The 18955-nt window shown below is 56.7% G+C and carries 17 protein-coding genes; 6 read left to right on the top strand and 11 right to left on the bottom strand.

Going from position 1 to position 18955, the window contains the following annotated elements:
* Positions 1–122 precede the first annotated feature (122 nt).
* Positions 123–653 (top strand): hypothetical protein, encoded by a 531-nt coding sequence (locus tag WFK85_RS00995; RefSeq protein WP_336707953.1) that lies wholly within the window; start codon positions 123–125, stop codon positions 651–653.
* Between the two features lie 92 nt (positions 654–745).
* Here WFK85_RS00995 and WFK85_RS00990 read toward each other — a convergent pair whose 3' ends face one another.
* Positions 746–3172 carry a DUF3772 domain-containing protein gene (locus WFK85_RS00990; RefSeq protein WP_336707954.1) on the bottom strand — a complete coding sequence of 809 codons (2427 nt, stop codon included), beginning with the start codon at positions 3170–3172 and terminating at the stop codon, positions 746–748.
* Between the two features lie 194 nt (positions 3173–3366).
* Between WFK85_RS00990 and WFK85_RS00985 the strand changes: the two genes are divergently transcribed.
* Genes WFK85_RS00985 through WFK85_RS00975 form a run of 3 tightly spaced genes read left to right on the top strand, consistent with a single transcriptional unit; the run spans position 3367 to position 7076 of the window.
* Positions 3367–4344, top strand: coding sequence for an ABC transporter substrate-binding protein (locus WFK85_RS00985; protein WP_336707955.1), 978 nt, complete (start codon positions 3367–3369; stop codon positions 4342–4344).
* Between the two features lie 3 nt (positions 4345–4347).
* Positions 4348–6060 carry an ABC transporter permease subunit gene (locus WFK85_RS00980; protein WP_166993816.1) on the top strand — a complete coding sequence of 571 codons (1713 nt, stop codon included), beginning with the start codon at positions 4348–4350 and terminating at the stop codon, positions 6058–6060.
* Complete coding sequence (locus WFK85_RS00975; RefSeq protein ID WP_336707956.1) at positions 6048–7076, top strand: ABC transporter ATP-binding protein; 1029 nt, start codon at positions 6048–6050, stop codon at positions 7074–7076. Before WFK85_RS00980 ends, WFK85_RS00975 begins: the two co-directional genes overlap by 13 nt.
* Before the next feature lie 66 nt (positions 7077–7142).
* Here the strand turns inward: WFK85_RS00975 and WFK85_RS00970 are convergent, their stop codons facing one another.
* The 9 genes from WFK85_RS00970 to rluE all read right to left on the bottom strand — a co-directional run bounded on the left by WFK85_RS00970 (position 7143) and on the right by rluE (position 15420).
* Positions 7143–8264 (bottom strand): ribosomal protein uL16 3-hydroxylase, encoded by a 1122-nt coding sequence (locus WFK85_RS00970; protein ID WP_008453370.1) that lies wholly within the window; start codon positions 8262–8264, stop codon positions 7143–7145.
* 73 nt (positions 8265–8337) lie between these two features.
* Positions 8338–9807, bottom strand: a complete 1470-nt coding sequence (phoQ, locus tag WFK85_RS00965; RefSeq protein WP_166993822.1) for a two-component system sensor histidine kinase PhoQ — start codon at positions 9805–9807, stop codon at positions 8338–8340.
* Positions 9808–10479 (bottom strand): two-component system response regulator PhoP, encoded by a 672-nt coding sequence (phoP, locus tag WFK85_RS00960; RefSeq protein WP_336707959.1) that lies wholly within the window; start codon positions 10477–10479, stop codon positions 9808–9810.
* Between the two features lie 272 nt (positions 10480–10751).
* Positions 10752–12122, bottom strand: a complete 1371-nt coding sequence (gene purB, locus WFK85_RS00955; RefSeq protein ID WP_008453363.1) for an adenylosuccinate lyase — start codon at positions 12120–12122, stop codon at positions 10752–10754.
* A gap of 16 nt (positions 12123–12138) precedes the next feature.
* Positions 12139–12768 carry a high frequency lysogenization protein HflD gene (gene hflD, locus WFK85_RS00950; RefSeq protein ID WP_008453361.1) on the bottom strand — a complete coding sequence of 210 codons (630 nt, stop codon included), beginning with the start codon at positions 12766–12768 and terminating at the stop codon, positions 12139–12141.
* Positions 12769–12790: 22 nt separating this feature from the next.
* Positions 12791–13900 carry a tRNA 2-thiouridine(34) synthase MnmA gene (gene mnmA / locus WFK85_RS00945; protein WP_008453359.1) on the bottom strand — a complete coding sequence of 370 codons (1110 nt, stop codon included), beginning with the start codon at positions 13898–13900 and terminating at the stop codon, positions 12791–12793.
* 53 nt (positions 13901–13953) lie between these two features.
* Positions 13954–14415, bottom strand: a complete 462-nt coding sequence (locus WFK85_RS00940; protein WP_336707962.1) for an NUDIX hydrolase — start codon at positions 14413–14415, stop codon at positions 13954–13956.
* A gap of 13 nt (positions 14416–14428) precedes the next feature.
* Positions 14429–14758, bottom strand: a complete 330-nt coding sequence (locus WFK85_RS00935; protein WP_336707964.1) for a lysozyme inhibitor LprI family protein — start codon at positions 14756–14758, stop codon at positions 14429–14431.
* Positions 14755–15420 carry a 23S rRNA pseudouridine(2457) synthase RluE gene (gene rluE / locus WFK85_RS00930; RefSeq protein ID WP_336707966.1) on the bottom strand — a complete coding sequence of 222 codons (666 nt, stop codon included), beginning with the start codon at positions 15418–15420 and terminating at the stop codon, positions 14755–14757. Before rluE ends, WFK85_RS00935 begins: the two co-directional genes overlap by 4 nt.
* A 107-nt stretch (positions 15421–15527) precedes the next feature.
* Here rluE and icd point away from each other — a divergent pair, with 107 nt between their 5' ends.
* On the top strand, positions 15528–16778 hold the full coding sequence (gene icd, locus WFK85_RS00925; RefSeq protein ID WP_039292075.1) for an NADP-dependent isocitrate dehydrogenase: 1251 nt from the start codon (positions 15528–15530) through the stop codon (positions 16776–16778).
* A 176-nt stretch (positions 16779–16954) separates the two neighbouring features.
* Positions 16955–17710 (top strand): carbon-nitrogen hydrolase family protein, encoded by a 756-nt coding sequence (locus tag WFK85_RS00920; RefSeq protein ID WP_336707968.1) that lies wholly within the window; start codon positions 16955–16957, stop codon positions 17708–17710.
* 93 nt (positions 17711–17803) lie between these two features.
* On the opposite strand, the gene WFK85_RS00915 is transcribed toward WFK85_RS00920, so the two are convergent.
* Positions 17804–18874 (bottom strand): serine hydrolase domain-containing protein, encoded by a 1071-nt coding sequence (locus WFK85_RS00915; RefSeq protein ID WP_336707970.1) that lies wholly within the window; start codon positions 18872–18874, stop codon positions 17804–17806.
* Positions 18875–18955: the final 81 nt, after the last annotated feature.

Here is an 18955-nt window from a genome sequence, read left to right as displayed (position 1 = left end):
ATAAAAACAAAAGTTGATACTCAAGAAGCATTCAAAGGTAACCAAAGAAAGAATTCGCCCCCGAAAGGTGCACCAACACCAGACGGGGGCTAACCACAACGTAACTGAAAAGGAGTCACATTATGGCTAACGCCGATAGTAACACATTCGCGTACACGGAAATGACGAAGGAACAAACGATTATTGCTCAGGAGTTCACAGCGTTATTAAAAATGACGCTGGGCGCAAAGGACGATTTATTTCATGTGCTGCATGTTTGCAGTTGCTGGATGGATGAATTAATCGAAACACATAGTCACGCGGAATATATTGCGCTAGTGGGGCGTTTGCTGGCGGGATTTAACGTGCTGAGGGTGGTGTTAACCTATCCGCTGCCGCAGCATCTTATTGAGCGGTTAACGGTGGAAGAGGGGCAAGCGGCGGCACCCTGCACCGTGTCAGAGGCCGATTCCGATATGCTCTGTGAGTATTGCAGCGCCGTAACCCAGGTGCTGCTGGGCCAGCAGCTGGGGCAGGCTCAACAGGTGCAGATGACGGATCTTCTCAGCCAACTGTTCAGTCTGCTGGAAGAGAATTTAACCGCGCCACGCTTCGTGCGCACGAAGAAAGGGCTGGCGTGGACTAACGGCGAACTGGTGCAGGGTCTGCACTAAATAAGCGGCGGCCGCCTTCGCTGTGACAAAGCACGGCGAAGGCGGGCAGGGCACGTGAGACTCAGGCAAGTAGCCCGGAAAACCGTCTCCACCTAAGACGAAAACTCATCGTCATCGTCCAAAGCCTTCGCCCGCTGCTTCATAAAAACAACTTCCTGGGGGCTGGACAGGTTCACCTCATTTTTGCGCAGCAGCTTGAGGATATTAAACAGCAGTTCGCTTTTGCTGGAGCCGACCATCCGCGGGCTGGCGACGTAGCCGGTCACGCTCAGGATAATGCCTTCTGGCCCCAGTTGGCTGAAGCGTACATACGGCGCAGGCGTCGGGAGGATCACCTCATAATCCTGGTAGGCGCTGAGCAGTAAATCGCGCACCAGCTCCGGGTCAATATTGGTCGGGAAGGTCAGGGCGATGGTGACCACGCCTTGCGCGTTGCCCATCGTCGCGTTACGCACGTTCTGGGAAATCAGCTGCGAGTTGGGGACGATCATCGTCGAGCGGTCGCTGAGCTGGATCTCCGTGGCGCGCACGTTGATCCGCCGCACGTCGCCCTCAATGCCGCCGATGCCGATCATATCGCCGACCTTGACCGGGCGTTCGGTGAGCAGGATCAGGCCGGAGATAAAGTTCTTCACAATCTCCTGCAGGCCAAAGCCGATCCCCACCGACAGGGCGCTGACAATCCAGGCCAGGTTGTTCCACTGAATGCCCAGCGCGGCCAGGGTGATGAGGATCAGCAGCACGTAGCCGACGTTGGTAAACAGCGTAATCAGCGACGCGCGAATGCCGATATCGGTAATGGTTTTGGGCAGCAGCTCCTGGCTGAGCCAGCGCTGGGTTACGCGCAGAATGTACAGGCCAATCACCAGGCAAAGTACGGCGTTCAGCAGGTTGCCGGGCACGATGTGCAACTGCTTCAGCCCGTCGCCGCTTAAAATCGTCACCAGCTTGCTGATAAGCAGGCTCGGCGTGGTGGTGCCGAAGGTGCCGTTAAACAGCGCGATGATGGTCATGAGTATCAGCGCGCACTTGGTGAAGGCGGTAAACACCACGGCCAGCTGCTCAAGGTGCCGGTCTTTAAACCGCAGCGACTTTTTCATCGCCTGGCCGGGGGCTGTGTGCGGTGAAAACACGGCGGTGAAAAAGTCGGTGGCAAAGGTCACCAGATAATAAAACGCCACCAGCACCATGCCGAACCAGATGACCTGGTAAGTCAGGTAGCGGGCAAAGGCAATGTAGCCGACCAGCAGCGAAGCCAGAATCGCCAGCGAAGCGAGCATGACCAGCAGACAGACTAAGGCGTCGATCCGGGAGCGCTTCTCGGCAGGCTCGCCATTTCTTTCCAGCCGCCGGTGGGCGTGCTGCACGCGCAGCATCATGGCAAGCAGCACGCTGGCCATAACGGCAGAAATCAGCCCGTTGGCGCGGATCGTGGTGCCGAGACTGGCGCCAATCGTATTATTAATCAGGTCGAGGCAGCCAATGAGCAGGCCGAGAATGGCCAGCAGCGGTGGAAAGTAACGCACGCTTTCGGCCACGCTGTCGTCGAGTTGTACGAGCCGCCATGAAGGGCGGTTCAGGGAAAGAAACGCGCGGCCAGCGCCATAAATCAATGAGCAGAACACGGCCAGCTGCACAAAGCCGTCGACAAAATCGCTCACCTGAGGAGAGAACTCTGCCCCCCGGGAAAAGGCGCTTTTCACAATGGAAAGCGCCAGCGCAAAAGTAAACATGGTCACTACCGTGCTGGCCAGCGTATTGAAGCTGCGGCGCAGGCGGCCATCCGGCAACCAGGTGATGGCGATCCAGACCAGCAGCCGCTCAATCAGGTAGCAGCCAGCCAACACTATCGCGGCGGCAGCCACGAACAGCCAGAAGGTGCCCCAGAACAACTCGGGTTCCCACGCCGTCTGCCAGGTTTCCAGCAGCTGCTCGCCAAAGGCATTGAAGCGCTGGATATCCACTGCCTGGGTGTCGGCTTCCTGCAGCCAGAAGGTGGCGCTCAACATGCTCCCGCTGTTCGACGCCAGCTGGGATTTAAAATAGGTGCGGCGGAGATCGTTTATCTGGATGCCGAGCGCCCGGATGTTGGTTTGCAGGCTTTGCGAGGTGCTGATGGCCTCATCAATCTGCTTTTTGTCGCTGTTCAGCGCGTTGCGCTGCCGGGACACGCTGGCGGTTTCATTCCCCGCAGCGGTCTCCGGGGCAGGCCCCAGCACCTGCAGCTGAGCCTGCACTTTGTCGTGCATCGGCTGCAGCAGCGCGGCCAGGCTATCCACCTCCACGCCCAGCTTTTGCGTGGTGTCGAACAGCTTGATTAGACGGTTGTCGGTATTGGTCTGCGAAACCTGCTGCTTAATGTTGTCTATCTGCGTCTTGTATTGCTTTAGCTGCCCGGCAATCTCTTTCAGGCTGGGATCCTGGTCTTCAGTCGGAGCCGCCAGGCTGCTTTGGGCCGTCAGACACAGGCCGACAAATAACAGGCAGGAGAGGAGGAAAGTATGCAGAGATTTGCTCATGGGATTGCGCTCAATGTCCCTATTAACGTTCACCCAAGTATGGGCAGGCGCTAATCAGATTGCCATTTTTTATCACCGGCAGGCCAGAGGGGTTACTTATCCTGCTAGTCTGAAAGATCTGCTCGCCAGCTTCCGGTCATACTCTTGTCAGATTCGGCTGGTTTAATCGTCGCAACGGAAAAAAGGGACATAAAATGATGAAAAAACATGTGTTGTTGACGGTGATGCTGGCGGCAATGAGTGCTTCTGCTCTGGCAAAATCCACCTTAACGCTTTACACCAGCCAGCCCAATGAAGATGCGCAGACCACCGTCAGCGCCTTCGAAAAAGCGAACCCGGACATCGAAGTGAAATGGATCCGCGACGGCACCAGCAAGCTGACCGCCCGTTTACAGGCGGAAATGGCGGCCGGAGGCGCAGCGCCGGACGTGCTGCTGATTGCCGACAGCGTGACCATGGAATCCCTCAAGCAGCAAAACCTGCTGGCGGCCTACAAATCGCCGGAAGCGGCGCGCTTCGATGCCCAGCTCTATGACAAAGATGGTTATTACTATGGCACCAAACTGATTACCACCGGCATTGCTTACCACAGCAAAGCCCCGGTCAAGCCCACTTCATGGCTCGATTTGCTCAAACCCGAGCTGAAGAACATGACCACGCTGCCAAGCCCGCTTTACTCCGGCGCGGCGCAGATCCACCAGGCCGCGATCATGGGCGCGCCGACGCTGGGCTGGGATTACTACGAAAAACTGAAGGCCAACGGGGCGATGCCGCAGAGCGGCAACGGCGCGGTAATGAACGCCATTGCCTCCGGCAGCAAAGCCTACGGCGTGCTGGTCGATTACATGGCGATCCGTGAGAAAGCCAAAGGCGCGCCAATTGAGTTTGCCTTCCCGACCGAGGGCGTGAGCATTGTCACCGAGCCGGTGGCGATGATGAAGGGCGCTAAAAATCCCGAAGCGGCAAAAGCGTTTATCGACTTCGTGCTCTCCAAAGCGGGGCAGGAGCTGGTGCTGAAACAGGGCTATCTGCCTGCCGATGCCAGCCTGCCGGTGCCGCAGGGTTTCCCGCCGCGCGACAGCATCAAAATCATGCCGTTTGATGCCGCCAAAGCGCTGGTGGACACCGACGCCAACAAAAAGCGCTTTGCCGACCTGTTCGGTAGCCGCTGATTGATGCTTAGCCCGGCATTGTCGCGCCCTAACGACGGCAGCCTGATGAAAGGGCTGCTGCGCCTGCTTGTCGTCGTCATTGCGCTCTTAAGCCTGCTCCCCAGCCTGCAGCTGCTGGTCTCCGCGTTGGTGGACTGGCGGCTGGGTGGCCAAAGTAGCCTGGGCCGCGTGCTCAGCAACCCGAACACCTGGGTCGCACTATGGAATAGTGTCTATACCAGCGGCCTGGGGGCGCTGCTTTCCCTCCTGCTGGGCAGCCTGTTTGCCTTTTGCCTCGGCCTGATGAACATCCGGGGCCGTCAGGCCTGGGCGTTTCTCTTTATGCTGCCGATGATGATCCCACCGCAGGTCACGGCCCTGAGCTGGCTGCAGCTTTTCGGCCCCGGCAGCGTGCTGCTCAACAGCCTCGGCCTGGCGCCGGGGTTTGGCAGCCCCAATCCGCTTTATTCGGCGGAGGGGATCGCCTTCCTGCTTGGCATCCAGCACGCGCCGCTGGTGTTCCTGACCCTGCGCACGCAGCTGCAAAGTTTGCCGCAGGAACAGATTGAGGCGGCGAGGCTGAATGGCGCTTCTCCTGGGCGAGTTTTCATCGACATTATTCTGCCGCTGTGTCGACCCGCGCTGTGGGCCGGGGCGGCGCTGGCCTTTGTGTCCGCCCTCGGCAACTTCGGCATCCCGGCGATGCTCGGTATCCCCATCTCTTATTTCGTGTTGCCCGTGTACATCTACCAGACGCTCTCCAGCTTTGGCCCGTCGATGCTGAACGAGGTGGCCTCGCTCTCGGTGCTGATGGGCGTGCTGGCCGTCGCTATTGTCACGCTTCAGGGCATCATGCAGCGGCGTTACGCTTTGCCGCTGATCGGCATGGCCGGGCGGGCGGCAAGTATTGCGACAGGGAAAGGGCGGCTGGCGGTGGAGATCCTGCTCGCGCTCGTGCTGGGCGGGATGCTGGTGGCCCCGCTGCTGGCGCTGATCGCCACCTCGCTGGTGCCAACCCTGGGCGTGCCGCTCAACGGCGATACGCTGACGTTTGCCGCCTGGGCTGGCATTTTTGATGAGCAAAGCGCCACCTGGCGGGCGCTGACCAACAGTCTGCTGCTCTCCGTCAGTGCCGCCGCGCTGCTGATGGCGCTGAGCCTGCCGCTGGCCTGGCTGCTGGTGCGTCGCCCCAGTCGGCCTTTGCGCTGGCTGCACAGCCTGATCGACATTCCCTATACGCTTCCCGGCGTGGTGCTGGCCATCGCCTGCATTCTGCTGTTTGCGCGCCCGCTGCCGCTGCTGAACGTCAGTCTCAGCGGCACGTTGACGATTATCTTCTTCGCCTACCTGGCCCGGTTTCTTACCGTCTGCCTGAAGCCGGTTCACACCAGCATGCTGCAGCTGGATCCGGCGATGGAAGAAGCCGCGAGCCTGGCAGGAGCGGACGCCTCCCAACGGTTACGCCACATCGTGCTGCCGCTGCTGGCCCCGGCGGCCTTTGCCGGTGCGCTGCTGGTATTTCTCACGGCGGTGAACGAGCTGACTGTCTCCGCGCTGCTCTGGAGCGCCGGGAAAGAGACCCTCGGCGTGGTGGTGTTTAACCTCGACGAAAGCGGCGACAAGGTGATGGCCTCGGCGATTTCCGTGCTGGTGGTGGGGCTGGTCGCCGTGGTAATGCTGTTGCTCGGCGCGCTGGGGCGTTATTTACCGAAAGGAGTTATTCCATGGCAGAGCTAAAGCTGGACAAACTCAGCAAATTCTTTGGCGACCAGGCCGTGGTGAAGGATCTCAGCCTGACGATCCCGTCCGGGGCGTTTACCGCCCTACTGGGGCCAAGTGGCTGCGGCAAAACCACCACGCTGCGGATTGTGGCCGGGCTGGAGTCGCTGAGCGGCGGCCGCCTGTGGCTGGGCGAGAAGCTGCTGGCCGACAGCGGCACCCACGTTCCGCCGGAACAGCGCGACATGGGCATGGTGTTTCAGTCCTACGCCCTGTGGCCGCACATGACCGTGGGCGAGAACGTTGGCTATCCGCTGAAGCTGCGCCAGGTAAACGGCGCGGCAAGGCAGAAACGCGTGATGGAGGCGCTGGAAGTCGTGGAGCTTGGGGCCTATTTCGGGCGCTCACCCCAGGAACTCAGCGGCGGGCAGCGGCAGCGGGTGGCGCTGGCACGTTGCCTGGTCTCAGAGCCGCGAGTGGTTCTGCTCGATGAACCGCTGGCGAACCTCGACCGCCATCTTCGCGCCACCATGGAGCAGACTTTTCGCGAGTTTCACCGCCGCACGGGGGCAACGTTTGTCTACGTCACGCACGATCAGGCGGAGGCGATGGCGCTCGCCAGCCATATCGCGGTGATGCACCAGGGCGAACTGATGCAGTGGGGCACCCCGCAGCAGCTTTATCAGCAGCCGCAGAATAGCTGGGTGGCCGGGTTTATCGGCCAGGGCAGCGTGCTGTCCCTCGCCGTTTCGCCGGGCTTACAAAGTCTGGATCTCGCGGCATTGCATAGCGGCCTGGATCAGCCGGGGCGCGATAAAACCGTGCCGGTTCTGGTGCGCCCGGAGCATGTGCAGATCTCAGGCAGCGGGCCGGTGGCCAGCGTCGAAAGCTGTATTTATCAGGGAGAACGCTATCTGCTGGAGCTGCGTTTGCAGGACGGGCAGGCGCTGAGCGCGTTTCATTCTGCGCCGCTGGCGGTGCGGCAGAGCGTGAATGTGCAGCTGTTGCAGGGCTGGCGGCTGGATGCGGCGTGACAATTACGTTGTTGGCAGGAATATCCCGCCTTCACCAGGATAAAACGGCGAAGGCGGGGCAGGGTTTTAGTCTTCGAAGAACCAGTAGCCGCTGTTCACCAGGGCGGCTAACGTGGCGAGGAAGGAAGGATCTTCCAGCGCATCGCCAAACTTCTCCGCGTCCAGCTTAATGTGGCTGGCCAGCGCTTCCACCGCCGGGCGGTGCGGGCTGTCGAGCTTCTCGCCGTTCACATACACCTCTCCGGCCACGCGGAGCACGCGCAGGCCACCCAGGCGCACCAGCTTGTCACCTTGCTGCAGTGCGTCGTAGATCTCATCCGGCTGATAAGGCGGCTCCGGTGGCGCAACGTCCAGCTCGTGGCGGGACTGGGTAATAAACTCGCCAAACCAGCTGTGGAAGGTCTCCGGCTGGTTAACGATGTCCAGCATCATCTCGCGCAGCTTGTCGATTTCCTGCGGCAGAATATCTGCCGGGTGCTGGCGCTCAGGCACGTCCGGGTCGGTATAGCGTAACCCGCCCAGCTCGCGCTGCAGCACGTAGTCGGCAAAGCCGCTGATCAGCTCGCGGCCGCTTGGGGCGCGGAAGCCGACGGAGTAGTTCAGCGCGTTTTCCAGCGAGTAACCTTCGTGCGGGAAGCCCGGCGGAATATACAGAATGTCGCCCGGCTCCATCTCTTCGTCGATGATGGCGTCGAACGGCTCAACCTGGAGCAGGTCCGGGTGCGGGCAGTGCTGTTTCATGGCGACTTTTTCGCCCACGCGCCAGCGGCGGCGGCCCACGCCCTGAATAATAAACACGTCGTACTGATCCAGGTGCGGGCCTACGCCGCCGCCTGGCACAGAGAAGGAGATCATCAGGTCGTCAATGCGCCAGTCGGGCAGAGCGCGGAAGGGGCGCATCAGGGCGCTGGAAGGTTCATGCCAGTTGTTCACGGCCTGCACCAGCAGCGACCAGTTGTTCTCGCCGAGGTGATCGTAGCTCTGGAACGGGCCATGGCTGACCTGCCATTTGCCGCCCTGGTGGCTCACGAGGCGGCTGTCCACCTCGCTTTCCATGGCCAGACCGGCCAGCTCATCCGGTGAAATAGGGTCGATGAAGTTTTTAAAGCCGCGCTTCAGCACCACAGGGCGTTTTTGCCAGTAGCGTGCAATAAAGTCGGGCCAGTTTAAATCCAGGTGATAATCCATATTATTGTCTTCCTGCAGATGGAGGAGCCTGACACGGATTATAACGGATGGCGAGCCGGGTTACGGGACTATTTCACCCTTCATTCTGTTCCGGCTGCTGGCGGGCAAAAATCACTTCCATGCGCGCGCCGCCCAGAATGCTGGCACTGGTCTGGATCTCGCCGTTGTACTGCTCGACAATTTCTCGGGCAACCGACAGCCCGACGCCCTGGCCAGGCCTCAGCGTATCGGCCCGCTGGCCGCGATCGAAGACCATTGCACGTTTGCTTTCCGGAATACCGGGACCGTCGTCTTCCACGATCAGGTGCAGCGCATCTTCGGTCTGGCGGGCGGTCACTTCCACAAACTCCAGGCAGTATTTGCAGGCGTTATCCAGCAGGTTGCCCATCACTTCCATAAAGTCATTTTGCTCGCCGATAAAGGTGATTTCCGGCGAAACGTCCAGCGTGATGTTCACCCCTTTGCGCTGGTAAACCTTGTTCAGCGCCGAGCACAGGTTGTCCAGCAGCGGGGCAACGGAATGCAGTTCCCGACTAAGCAGGGCGCTGTTGCCGCGCATGCTGGCGCGATGCAGGTAGTAGCCGATCTGCTGAGAGATGCGGCTGATCTGCTCCAGCATCACCGGTTCGGCCTGCTCGACGTTCATCTTGTCGGTGCGCAGCGACCGTAGGGTCGACTGCAGCACGGCGAGCGGCGTTTTCAGGCTGTGCGTTAAGTCCGTCAGCGTGGTGCGGTACTTGTCGTGGCGATCGCGCTCGGTGCGCAGCAGCTGGTTAAGGTTACGCACCAGGCTTGTCAGCTCGCGGGTTGTTTCCGGGTTGAGGCTGTCGCGGTCGTGTTTTTCGAGCTCGCGCACTTCCTGTGCGAGTTCCTGAATCGGGCGCAGGCTCCACCACGCGGCAAGCCACAGCAGCGGCACTACCAGCAGCAGGTTGGCCAGCAGGACGTAAATAAACCAGCTCCACACCATGTACGAGCGCTTCAGCTCGATAGGAATGGTGTCCACCACGACCACGGTCAGCGCCGGCATGCGCGCGGTCGCCGGGTAAAGGTTGACCGCCACCGAGTGGGTCATCTCGTAGCCGTCGTCGCTTTCGTCATCGTGCATGTCTTTCAACTGGGCCAGGCGATCTTTGTCGTTGTCCAGCAGGGCGCTACTCGTTGCGTAGTCGGCCTCCAGCTCGTGGAAGCCGTTGCCGGTCAGCCACTCTTTCTGGATCTGTTGCACCACGTCCGGGACGTTGCGCTGCATCCACAGCAGTTTGCCGTGCTCGTCGTAAATCAGCGCCATAGTCGGGCTTTGGATACTGATGTTGTCGGGCAAGTCCACCTGCAGCTTGCCGTCCTTCCAGCTGGACAGCGTATAGAACAGGTTACTTTCCCCGCGCAGCAGGCGGAAGGTGGTTTTATCAAAGCTAACGCTGTAGCCCACCAGCGCCACCAGGCCGTAAGCCAGGGACAGCACCATCACAACCGCGGCGGTAGCCAGTAAGAAACGAACCCGCAGCGACAGCGGCAGGATATGGCGAAAAATGTTCAGCATTTAGTGGAAATCGAACCTGTAGCCCTGCCCGCGCACGGTGGTGATCACTTCCTGCGGGTATTCAGCCTGAATTTTTTTACGTAAACGGCCCATCAGCACGTCAATAGTGTGGCTTTCGCGCAGCTCGGCGTCCGGGTAGAGTTGCAGCATCAGCGAGTCTTTGCTGACCACCTTCCCGGCGTTGCGGATGATGGTTTCCATGATGGTGTATTCAAACGCGGTGAGCTTGATCAGGTTGTCGTTAATCGACAGCTCGCGGCGGGACAAATCGACCTGGAACGGCGGCAGGGAAATCACCTGCGAAGCCAGACCGCTGTTACGGCGCATCAGCGCCTGCATACGGGCGACCACTTCTTCCAGATGGAAAGGTTTAGTGACGTAGTCATCGGCCCCGGCGCCCAGAACTTCAACTTTGTCCTGCCAGCCTTCACGGGCGGTTAATACCATGATGGGAATGGTTACGTCATGGCTGCGCCAGCGGCGGATCAGGCTCATGCCGTCTTCATCCGGCAGGCCTAAGTCAACAATCGCGATGTCCGGGGTATGTTCATTCAGGAAATAGTCTGCCTCTTTGGCATCCTCGGCCGCATCCACCTGGTGGCCTGCTTCACGCAGCTGTACCTTAAGGTGATGACGCAGCAGGGCATTATCTTCCACGACCAGTACGCGCATTATATTTCCTCAATCCATTCATAGTATTGATAGTTTAGCGCTAATTATTAATGACAGGAAATAAACCTCGTATAAACAATGCCCTTATGGAGATTAACGCTGAGTCAACAATCCCATTCGGCTGGAGGCCCTCATCCTAACCCTCTCCCAGAGGGAGAGGGGATCAAAATAAACTTTGTCATTTGTTTTCCCACTCGCCCCTCTGGGGAGAGGGCCGGGGTGAGGGGCAAACTGCAGGCAACAAAAAAGCCCTCCGAAGAGGGCCTTTTTCATTACTTCAGCTCGTCAACCATGGTAATGGCGCGGCCAATATAGTTGGCAGGCGTCATGGCTTTCAGGCGAGTTTTCTCTTCTTCCGGCAGCTCGAGGCTGTCGATGAACTGCTTCATGCCTTCGGCATCAACGCGTTTGCCGCGGGTCAGCTCTTTCAGCTTCTCGTACGGCTTTTCGATGCCGTAGCGGCGCATCACGGTCTGAATTGGCTCAGCCAGCACTTCCCAGTTGTGATCCAGCTCGTCCAGCAGGCGGTCGCGGTTCACTTCCAGCTTGCTCACGCCCTTCAGGGTGGACTGATAGGCGATCAACGCATAGCCGATACCCACGCCCAGGTTACGCAGCACGGTGGAGTCGGTCAGGTCACGCTGCCAGCGGGACACCGGCAGTTTGCTTGCCAGGTGCTGCAGCATGGCGTTGGACAGGCCGAGGTTGCCTTCGGAGTTTTCGAAGTCAATCGGGTTCACCTTGTGCGGCATGGTGGAGGAGCCAATTTCACCGGCGATAGTTTTCTGCTTGAAGTGGTTCAGGGCGATGTAGCCCCACACGTCGCGGTCGAAGTCGATCAGGATGGTGTTGAAGCGCGCGATGCAGTCAAACAGCTCGGCGATATAGTCGTGCGGTTCGATCTGGGTGGTGTACGGGTTCCACTGAATGCCCAGAGAAGTCACGAACTCTTCGCTGAACTGGTGCCAGTCCACTTCCGGGTAAGCGGCGATGTGGGCGTTGTAGTTGCCGACCGCGCCGTTGATTTTGCCGAGGATTTCAACGTTGCCGAGCTGGCGGAACTGGCGCTCCATGCGGTAAGCGACGTTTGCCATCTCTTTCCCCATGGTAGATGGGGTCGCCGGCTGGCCGTGGGTACGGGACAGCAGCGGGATGTCGCGGTACTGCACCGCCAGATCTTTCACCGCATCGATGATTTTACGCCAGTACGGCAGGACCACGTCTTTACGCGCGGTGTCGAGCATCAGCGCGTGGGACAGGTTGTTGATGTCTTCGGAAGTACAGGCGAAGTGAATAAATTCGGACACCGCGTGGAGGGCAGGGATTGCTTCCACTTTCTCTTTCAGGAAGTATTCCACCGCTTTCACGTCGTGGTTGGTGGTGCGCTCGATGGTTTTGATGCGCGCGGCGTCAGCCTCGCTGAACTCGGCGACGATTTTATCAAGGTAACCGTTTGCGTCCGCATCAAAAGCAGGAACTTCCTTGATCGCTGCGTGCGCGGCCAGCTTTTGCAGCCAACGTACTTCGACCTGTACGCGGAATTTCAGCAGACCGAATTCGCTGAAAATAGCGCGCAGAGCGCTGACTTTGTCGCCGTAGCGCCCGTCAACGGGGGAAACGGCGGTCAGTGAGGATAATTCCATAACAACTCCTGAGAGGTTAACAATGAGCAAGAATTTGTTTGGCCTGATCGGTCAGGCGACGACGAGAAAACATTAACTGCAGGCGGCCACCGCCAACCTGATGCCACAGCACGGCGGCACGGATCCCGGCCAGCAGCGCCGCGCGTACTTTACTTTGCACCTGTGGGCTTTGCAGCACGGCAGGGGAACCGGTGACCTGAATACGCGGGCCAAGCGGGCTGATGACATCCACGTAGATCCCGGCCATGGCGCTCAGTAGCGTGTCAGACTCGAGATCAAAGTGCTCCAGCTGGCGCTGCAGGCCATTAATTTTGCTGCCGAGCGTGTCCATCGCGCCTTTGGCGGCGTGGAGTTTTCGCTCCAGTACCATCAGGCTGAGCGTATAACGTGTCAGCTCGGCGTTCAGCCCCTGGCGGCTGCTGGCATTTAGCACGCCCAGCAGGGTTTCAAGCCCGAGCTTAAGGTTAGCTTCGCTGCCGCCAAAAACATCCAGGGTTGAGCCTGGGTTCTGGTCAATCACGCTGTTGAGCGAGACGTGGAGCGCGTCGCTGTCGCAATGACCCTGATGTGCCAACTGCTGAACCAGACGGGCTGACTGGCAAATGCCGGCCAGCGCGAGAGTAATGTCGTAGTAGTTTTTAGCCACCAGGCTGCGTCCTTGTGTGTAGTTAACTGACGAGCGGCAAACGCTGCTCGATAATGCCGCCGCCCAGGCACACTTCGCCGAGGTAAAACACCGCGGACTGGCCTGGGGTGACGGCAGCCACCGGTTCTTCAAAACGCACTTCTATGCGCTCAGCGTCCAGCGGCGTAATCGTGCAGGGGATATCCGTCTGGCGGTAGCGTGTTTTCACCGTGCAGCTCAGCGGCGCGGTCAGCGGCTCGCGATCCACCCAGTGAAGCTGCTGGGCAATCAGCCCGACCGACATCAGACGCGGGTGATCGTGACCCTGCGCGACGATAAGAATATTGTTGGCGACGTCTTTATCGACCACGTACCAGGGATCTTCAGACCCTTCTTTGGTGCCGCCGATGCCGAGGCCTTTACGCTGACCGAGGGTGTGATACATCAGCCCCTGGTGCTCGCCGACGGTTTCGCCGTCCACGGTAATAATTTTACCCGGCTGGGCTGGCAGGTAGCGGCCCAGGAAGTCGCGGAACTTGCGCTCGCCGATGAAACAGATGCCGGTGGAATCTTTTTTCTTCGCGGTGACCAGATCCAGCTCTTCAGCAATGCGGCGCACTTCCGGCTTTTCCAGCTCGCCGACCGGGAACAGGCTTTGGGCAATCTGTTCGTGGCTCAGCGTATAGAGGAAGTAGCTCTGGTCTTTGTTGCCGTCCAGGCCGCGCAGCAGTTGGCTTTTACCGTTCACGTCAGCGCGGCGCACGTAGTGGCCGGTAGCAATGTAGTCGGCACCTAAATCTTCGGCGGCAAATTCCAGGAAGGCTTTAAATTTGATCTCTTTGTTGCAGAGGATATCCGGGTTTGGCGTGCGCCCGGCTTTGTACTCTTCGAGGAACAGTTCGAACACGTTGTCCCAGTACTCTGCGGCAAAGTTAACGGTGTGCAGTTCAATGCCCAGCTTGTCGCAAACGGCCTGCGCATCGGCTAAATCTTCCGCTGCGGTGCAGTACTCCTCGCCATCGTCTTCTTCCCAGTTCTTCATGAACAGGCCTTCCACCTTATAGCCCTGCTGCATCAGCAGGTAAGCGGAAACGGAGGAATCGACGCCGCCGGACATCCCGACGATCACTTTTTTCTGGCTGTTATCAGACATGGAGAGACTCACGACATTGAACTTCAAAGCGGCGTATTCTATCACGCAGGCCGCTACTTGACACCCTCTGTAAACGGCCAGTTAAAAGCCCCCAGCACCGACAGGGGATAACGCGGCTCCTGTTGGTAACAGCGGATGCTTTCCGCCACCAGCGGCGAGCGCAGATTTGCCGCATTGAGAATGGCTTCTGCATCGAGCCACAGGCAGCGGTCAATGTCGCTGTCGTGCGGGGTGGTCGGCAGCTGCTTATCCAGATCGATAGCAAACAGGAAGCGCAGGAAAGGCGTGTTGTCCGGGGCGATCCACTGGTGCATGCGGATAAAGCTCTGCGCCTCGGCGGTAATCCCTGTTTCTTCCCACAGCTCGCGCTTCGCGGCTTCAAGCAGCGTTTCGTCGGCTTCGAGGTGCCCGGCGGGCTGGTTCCACAGTGCTTTGCCGTGAATGGTTTCTTCGACGACTAAAAACTGACCTTCAGCCTGAACAACGCAGGCCACGGTGACGTGCGGCTTAAACATCGCTTCTCCTGGGTTAAAGCGGTTTGTCGATTTTGGCGTAAATGGCATCCAGCGCGTTGAGGCGTTTATTGTACTGTGCGGTCAGACATGTGGTGTCAGACCCGCAGCTCTGGCGCTCTTTGAGCCACGCTTGCTGCTGATCCTGCATAGCGCCCTGGCCACCCATGGCAAACAGCCCTTTTAAGAACTGATATTTGGTGGCCATTTCGACGTCTTTATCATTCAGCGCCCGATGGGCACAAATCGCTTTTTCATCTGGCGCATTGGCTTTGGCGCAGTCAAAACTTGCCGCGCCTGCGGTGGCGGAGCCGATAAGTAAGCTCAGCAGCAGTATCTTTTTCATTTTGGTTGCTCCGGAGGAACTTCGCGCCACTCGCCGTTGGCCAGGCCTGCCAGCGTGTAGTCGCCCATGGCGTAGCGAATCAGGCGCAGGGTAGGGTAGCCCACGTGCGCCGTCATGCGGCGAACCTGGCGGTTACGGCCTTCATAAAGCGTGATCTTTAGCCAACTGGTGGGGATCGCCTTACGTTCGCGAATCGGCGGGTTTCGCGGCCACAGCCATTCTGGCTCGGCAACCAGTTCGGCGCCTGCCGGCAATGTGGGGCCGTCGTTCAACTCGACGCCGTTGCGCAGGGCGTTAAGCGCTTCTTCCGTTGGCTCGCCTTCCACCTGCACGTAATAGATTTTGCCGGTGCGTTTACCTGGCTGGGTCAGTTTGGCCTGCAGCGCCCCGTCATTGGTGAGCACCAGCAGCCCTTCGCTGTCGCGGTCGAGACGTCCCGCGGCATAGATGCCTTGTAAAGGAATGTAATCCTTTAGCGTGCTGCGCCCGGCTTCGTCGGTGAACTGCGGCAGCACATCGTAGGGCTTATTGAAGATAACCAGCTTCTTTGGACCGTCAGGCTTCTTGCGCCTGGCGGGTTGTGGGCTGCTGAATCGTTTAACTTGGTGATTCCTAAAAGAAGTTTTGTTCATAGTGTTTTCAGCGCGGGTGGATTGACGCATTATAACGGAAAACATGAGTGATTGGCGCGAGCCCGATATTGCAGTAGTATGAGCCCGCAAATTACAAATCATTAACAAAAAACCAGAAGCGCTCGAAGGAGAGGTGAATGGAAAGCAAAGTAGTCGTTCCGGCGGAAGGTAAAAAGATCACCCTGCAAAATGGCAAAATCAACGTTCCTAACAACCCAGTGATCCCGTTCATTGAAGGGGACGGTATCGGTGTGGACGTGACCCCTGCCATGATTAAAGTGGTGGATGCTGCCGTGGCAAAAGCCTACAACGGCGAGCGGAAAATTTCCTGGATGGAAATCTACACCGGCGAAAAATCTACCCAAGTTTATGGCCAGGACGTCTGGCTGCCAGAAGAAACTCTGGACCTGATTCGTGACTACCGCGTGGCCATCAAAGGCCCACTGACTACCCCAGTCGGCGGCGGTATTCGCTCCCTGAACGTTGCCCTGCGTCAGCAGCTGGACCTGTACGTTTGCCTGCGCCCGGTACGCTACTACCAGGGTACCCCAAGCCCGGTGAAACAGCCTGAGCTGACCGACATGGTTATCTTCCGTGAGAACTCCGAAGATATCTATGCGGGTATCGAGTGGAAAGCGGACAGCGCTGAAGCGGACAAAGTTATCAAGTTCCTGCGTGACGAAATGGGCGTGAAGAAAATTCGCTTCCCTGAGCACTGCGGGATCGGCATCAAGCCTTGCTCCGAAGAAGGCACCAAACGCCTGGTACGTGCAGCCATCGAATACGCGATCACCAACGACCGTGATTCCGTGACCCTGGTGCACAAAGGCAACATCATGAAGTTCACCGAAGGCGCGTTCAAAGACTGGGGCTACCAGCTGGCTCGCGAAGAGTTCGGCGGCGAGCTGATCGACGGCGGCCCGTGGGTGAAAATCAAGAACCCGAACACCGGCAAAGAGATCGTTGTAAAAGACGTGATCGCCGATGCGTTCCTGCAGCAGATCCTGCTGCGTCCTGCGGAATACGACGTGATCGCCTGTATGAACCTGAACGGCGACTACATTTCTGATGCCCTGGCGGCACAGGTTGGCGGCATCGGTATCGCCCCGGGCGCAAACATCGGCGACGACTGCGCGCTGTTCGAAGCGACCCACGGTACTGCGCCTAAGTACGCAGGCCAGGACAAAGTGAACCCAGGCTCCATCATTCTGTCCGCAGAAATGATGCTGCGTCATATGGAATGGTTTGAAGCGGCTGACCTGATCGTTAAAGGGATGGAAGGCGCTATCGAAGCTAAGACCGTAACTTATGACTTCGAGCGTCTGATGGATGGCGCTAAGCTGCTGAAATGTTCAGAATTTGGCGACGCTATCATTAAACACATGTAATCAGCGCCGCTGGTGATGTGACAACGGGAGCCTTAGGGTTCCCGTTTTTTATTGTTGGTTTTGGATGATGGTTACAACCCCCTGCGCCAAAAGAACCTTGGGGCTGCCTGAATATGAGGCAAGGTGTTTGTTTTAAGATTTTAGCCGATGATTGTAAAAAAATTACGGGGATAAGTATGAACGGTATTCGGGAAAGGTTAAGCATTGCCGCGGGACAGTTTGCTCCGGTTCGCGGCAATATTGAAGAGAATATGCGCTGTCACGAATTGCTGATTACTTTGGCCGCCTCGGCAGATGTAAACCTGATCATTTTTCCGGAGCTTTCTTTAACGGGTTATGAGCCTGAGCTAGCTGGAAAATTGGCTCTCATCGATGAGTCCTGCCTCCAGCCGCTTCAGGCATTGGCCGACCGCCATGAGATGACCATTGTGGCGGGGGCACCTTTGTATGTGCAGGATAATAAACCGGCCATTGGCGCATGTGTCATTTCTGCCGGGCAGCCAATTTCTTATTATCGAAAAATGTATCTTCACCCCGGAGAGTCTGATTACTTTTCATCCGGCACAGCGGCGTGTGTTATTACGGCCCGCACGTTTAACGTCGGTGTGGCTATATGCGCAGACGCCGGGCAGCCGAGGCATGTAGAACAAACGGTGCAGATAGGCGCTGAGATTTATATTAATTCAGTTTTGAGCGCGGGCGGCTATGAGAAAGATACCGATGTGCTTAAAAGCTACGCCAAATTTTACGCAATGCCTACGCTAATGGCCAATTACTGCGGCAACTCAGGCGGTTGGAAGCCAGTCGGGAAAAGCGCCGCATGGAATGCAAAAGGTGAACTTATTGCTCAGGCGCCAGAGGATCGTGACGCCCTGGTCATTATGGATTTCAAGGACGGTGAGTGCGCCGGGAGAGTGATTTACCTCAGCTGAGAGCAATATATTTACTGTGGTTTTATAGCGTGAAGGATTAACGTCCGCTCTGTGCCAGGTGCGGACGTTATGATGGTGTTCAGAAAAAGTTAGTTAATATCCAAAGTCACTTTGAGAATCATAGTCATTCAGGTCTATATTGAGTAGCAATTCCGATGCATGATAAGCGGCTTTCCCAGCGTTAAAATCATCTCTATTTGAAAGTACAACTACTGTTAACTTTGAATTAACGTGTCTAACGAAAAATGAAGCGTAGCCTATCCAACTTCCTGAGTGCAGCAGGCTTTTTTCTTTAAAATCATGCTGAATAAATAAACCAGAGCCATAAGCCTGATAACTCGCAACCCTAGAATTAACATCAGCCATTAGTTCATCGAAAGGCTCAGAAATCATGTCTATTATCTTGCTATTTCCTGATTTAATACTTGAGAAATTCCCACCCCATTTCATCAAGTCTTCTGCAGTAGAGTAAATAGCCCCATCGCCAGTTTGTGTCCATAAACTTTCATTATGATCATAACACCCTGTCAACTCAGAAGGGCTATATCCTTTAGCTTTTTCTATTTCGATAGGGTACGATTCGTTATAAAAAGTATCATTCATATTGAGGGGTGTGAAAATCATATCACGCGCAAATTGAGATATTTTCTGTCCTGTAACCCTCTCTATTAAAATAGAAAGAAGAAAATAATTCGTATTAGAGTAAGCGAACTTACTCCCTGCGATAAAATCTGGCTTGCTGCAATCGCAGACATCTTTCAAACTTTCTGTTGGAGACAAGTTCCCAGATAGTGAAACACCCCTTTCTTCCGCTATATCTATGTAGTCCCTTAATCCACTTGTATGGTGAACTAGATTATCTATTTTTATAAAACTTGCATACTCAGGAAGTTCTGGTATGAATTTTTTTATAGTATCATTTAAAGAAATTCGACCTTCGCTTTCTAATAAGTGAATGCAAAAAGCAGTAAATTGTTTTGAAAGTGAGGCGATGTTAAATACCGTTTTTTTACTAACATCAATACCTTTTTCAATATCAGCCTTACCACGCCCCAGATAATACTCATTGCCGTCATCAAATCTGGCCATGAGAACGACACCCGGTCCATCATCACAAACATCATTTAACAAAACACCCAGTTTCTCATTTAGCTGTAAATTCATATTATAAAATCCTTTTATTAAACCGATAAGTAAAAATGCCAACTATGAATCAATATTCAAAATAATGAATTATGCATATCC

It is taken from the genome of Cedecea sp. VD22 (assembly GCF_037150195.1).
Taxonomy (GTDB): domain Bacteria; phylum Pseudomonadota; class Gammaproteobacteria; order Enterobacterales; family Enterobacteriaceae; genus Cedecea.
The sequence above is the reverse complement of the archived record's forward strand: the minus strand, read 5'-3'. Positions and strand labels throughout refer to the sequence as shown.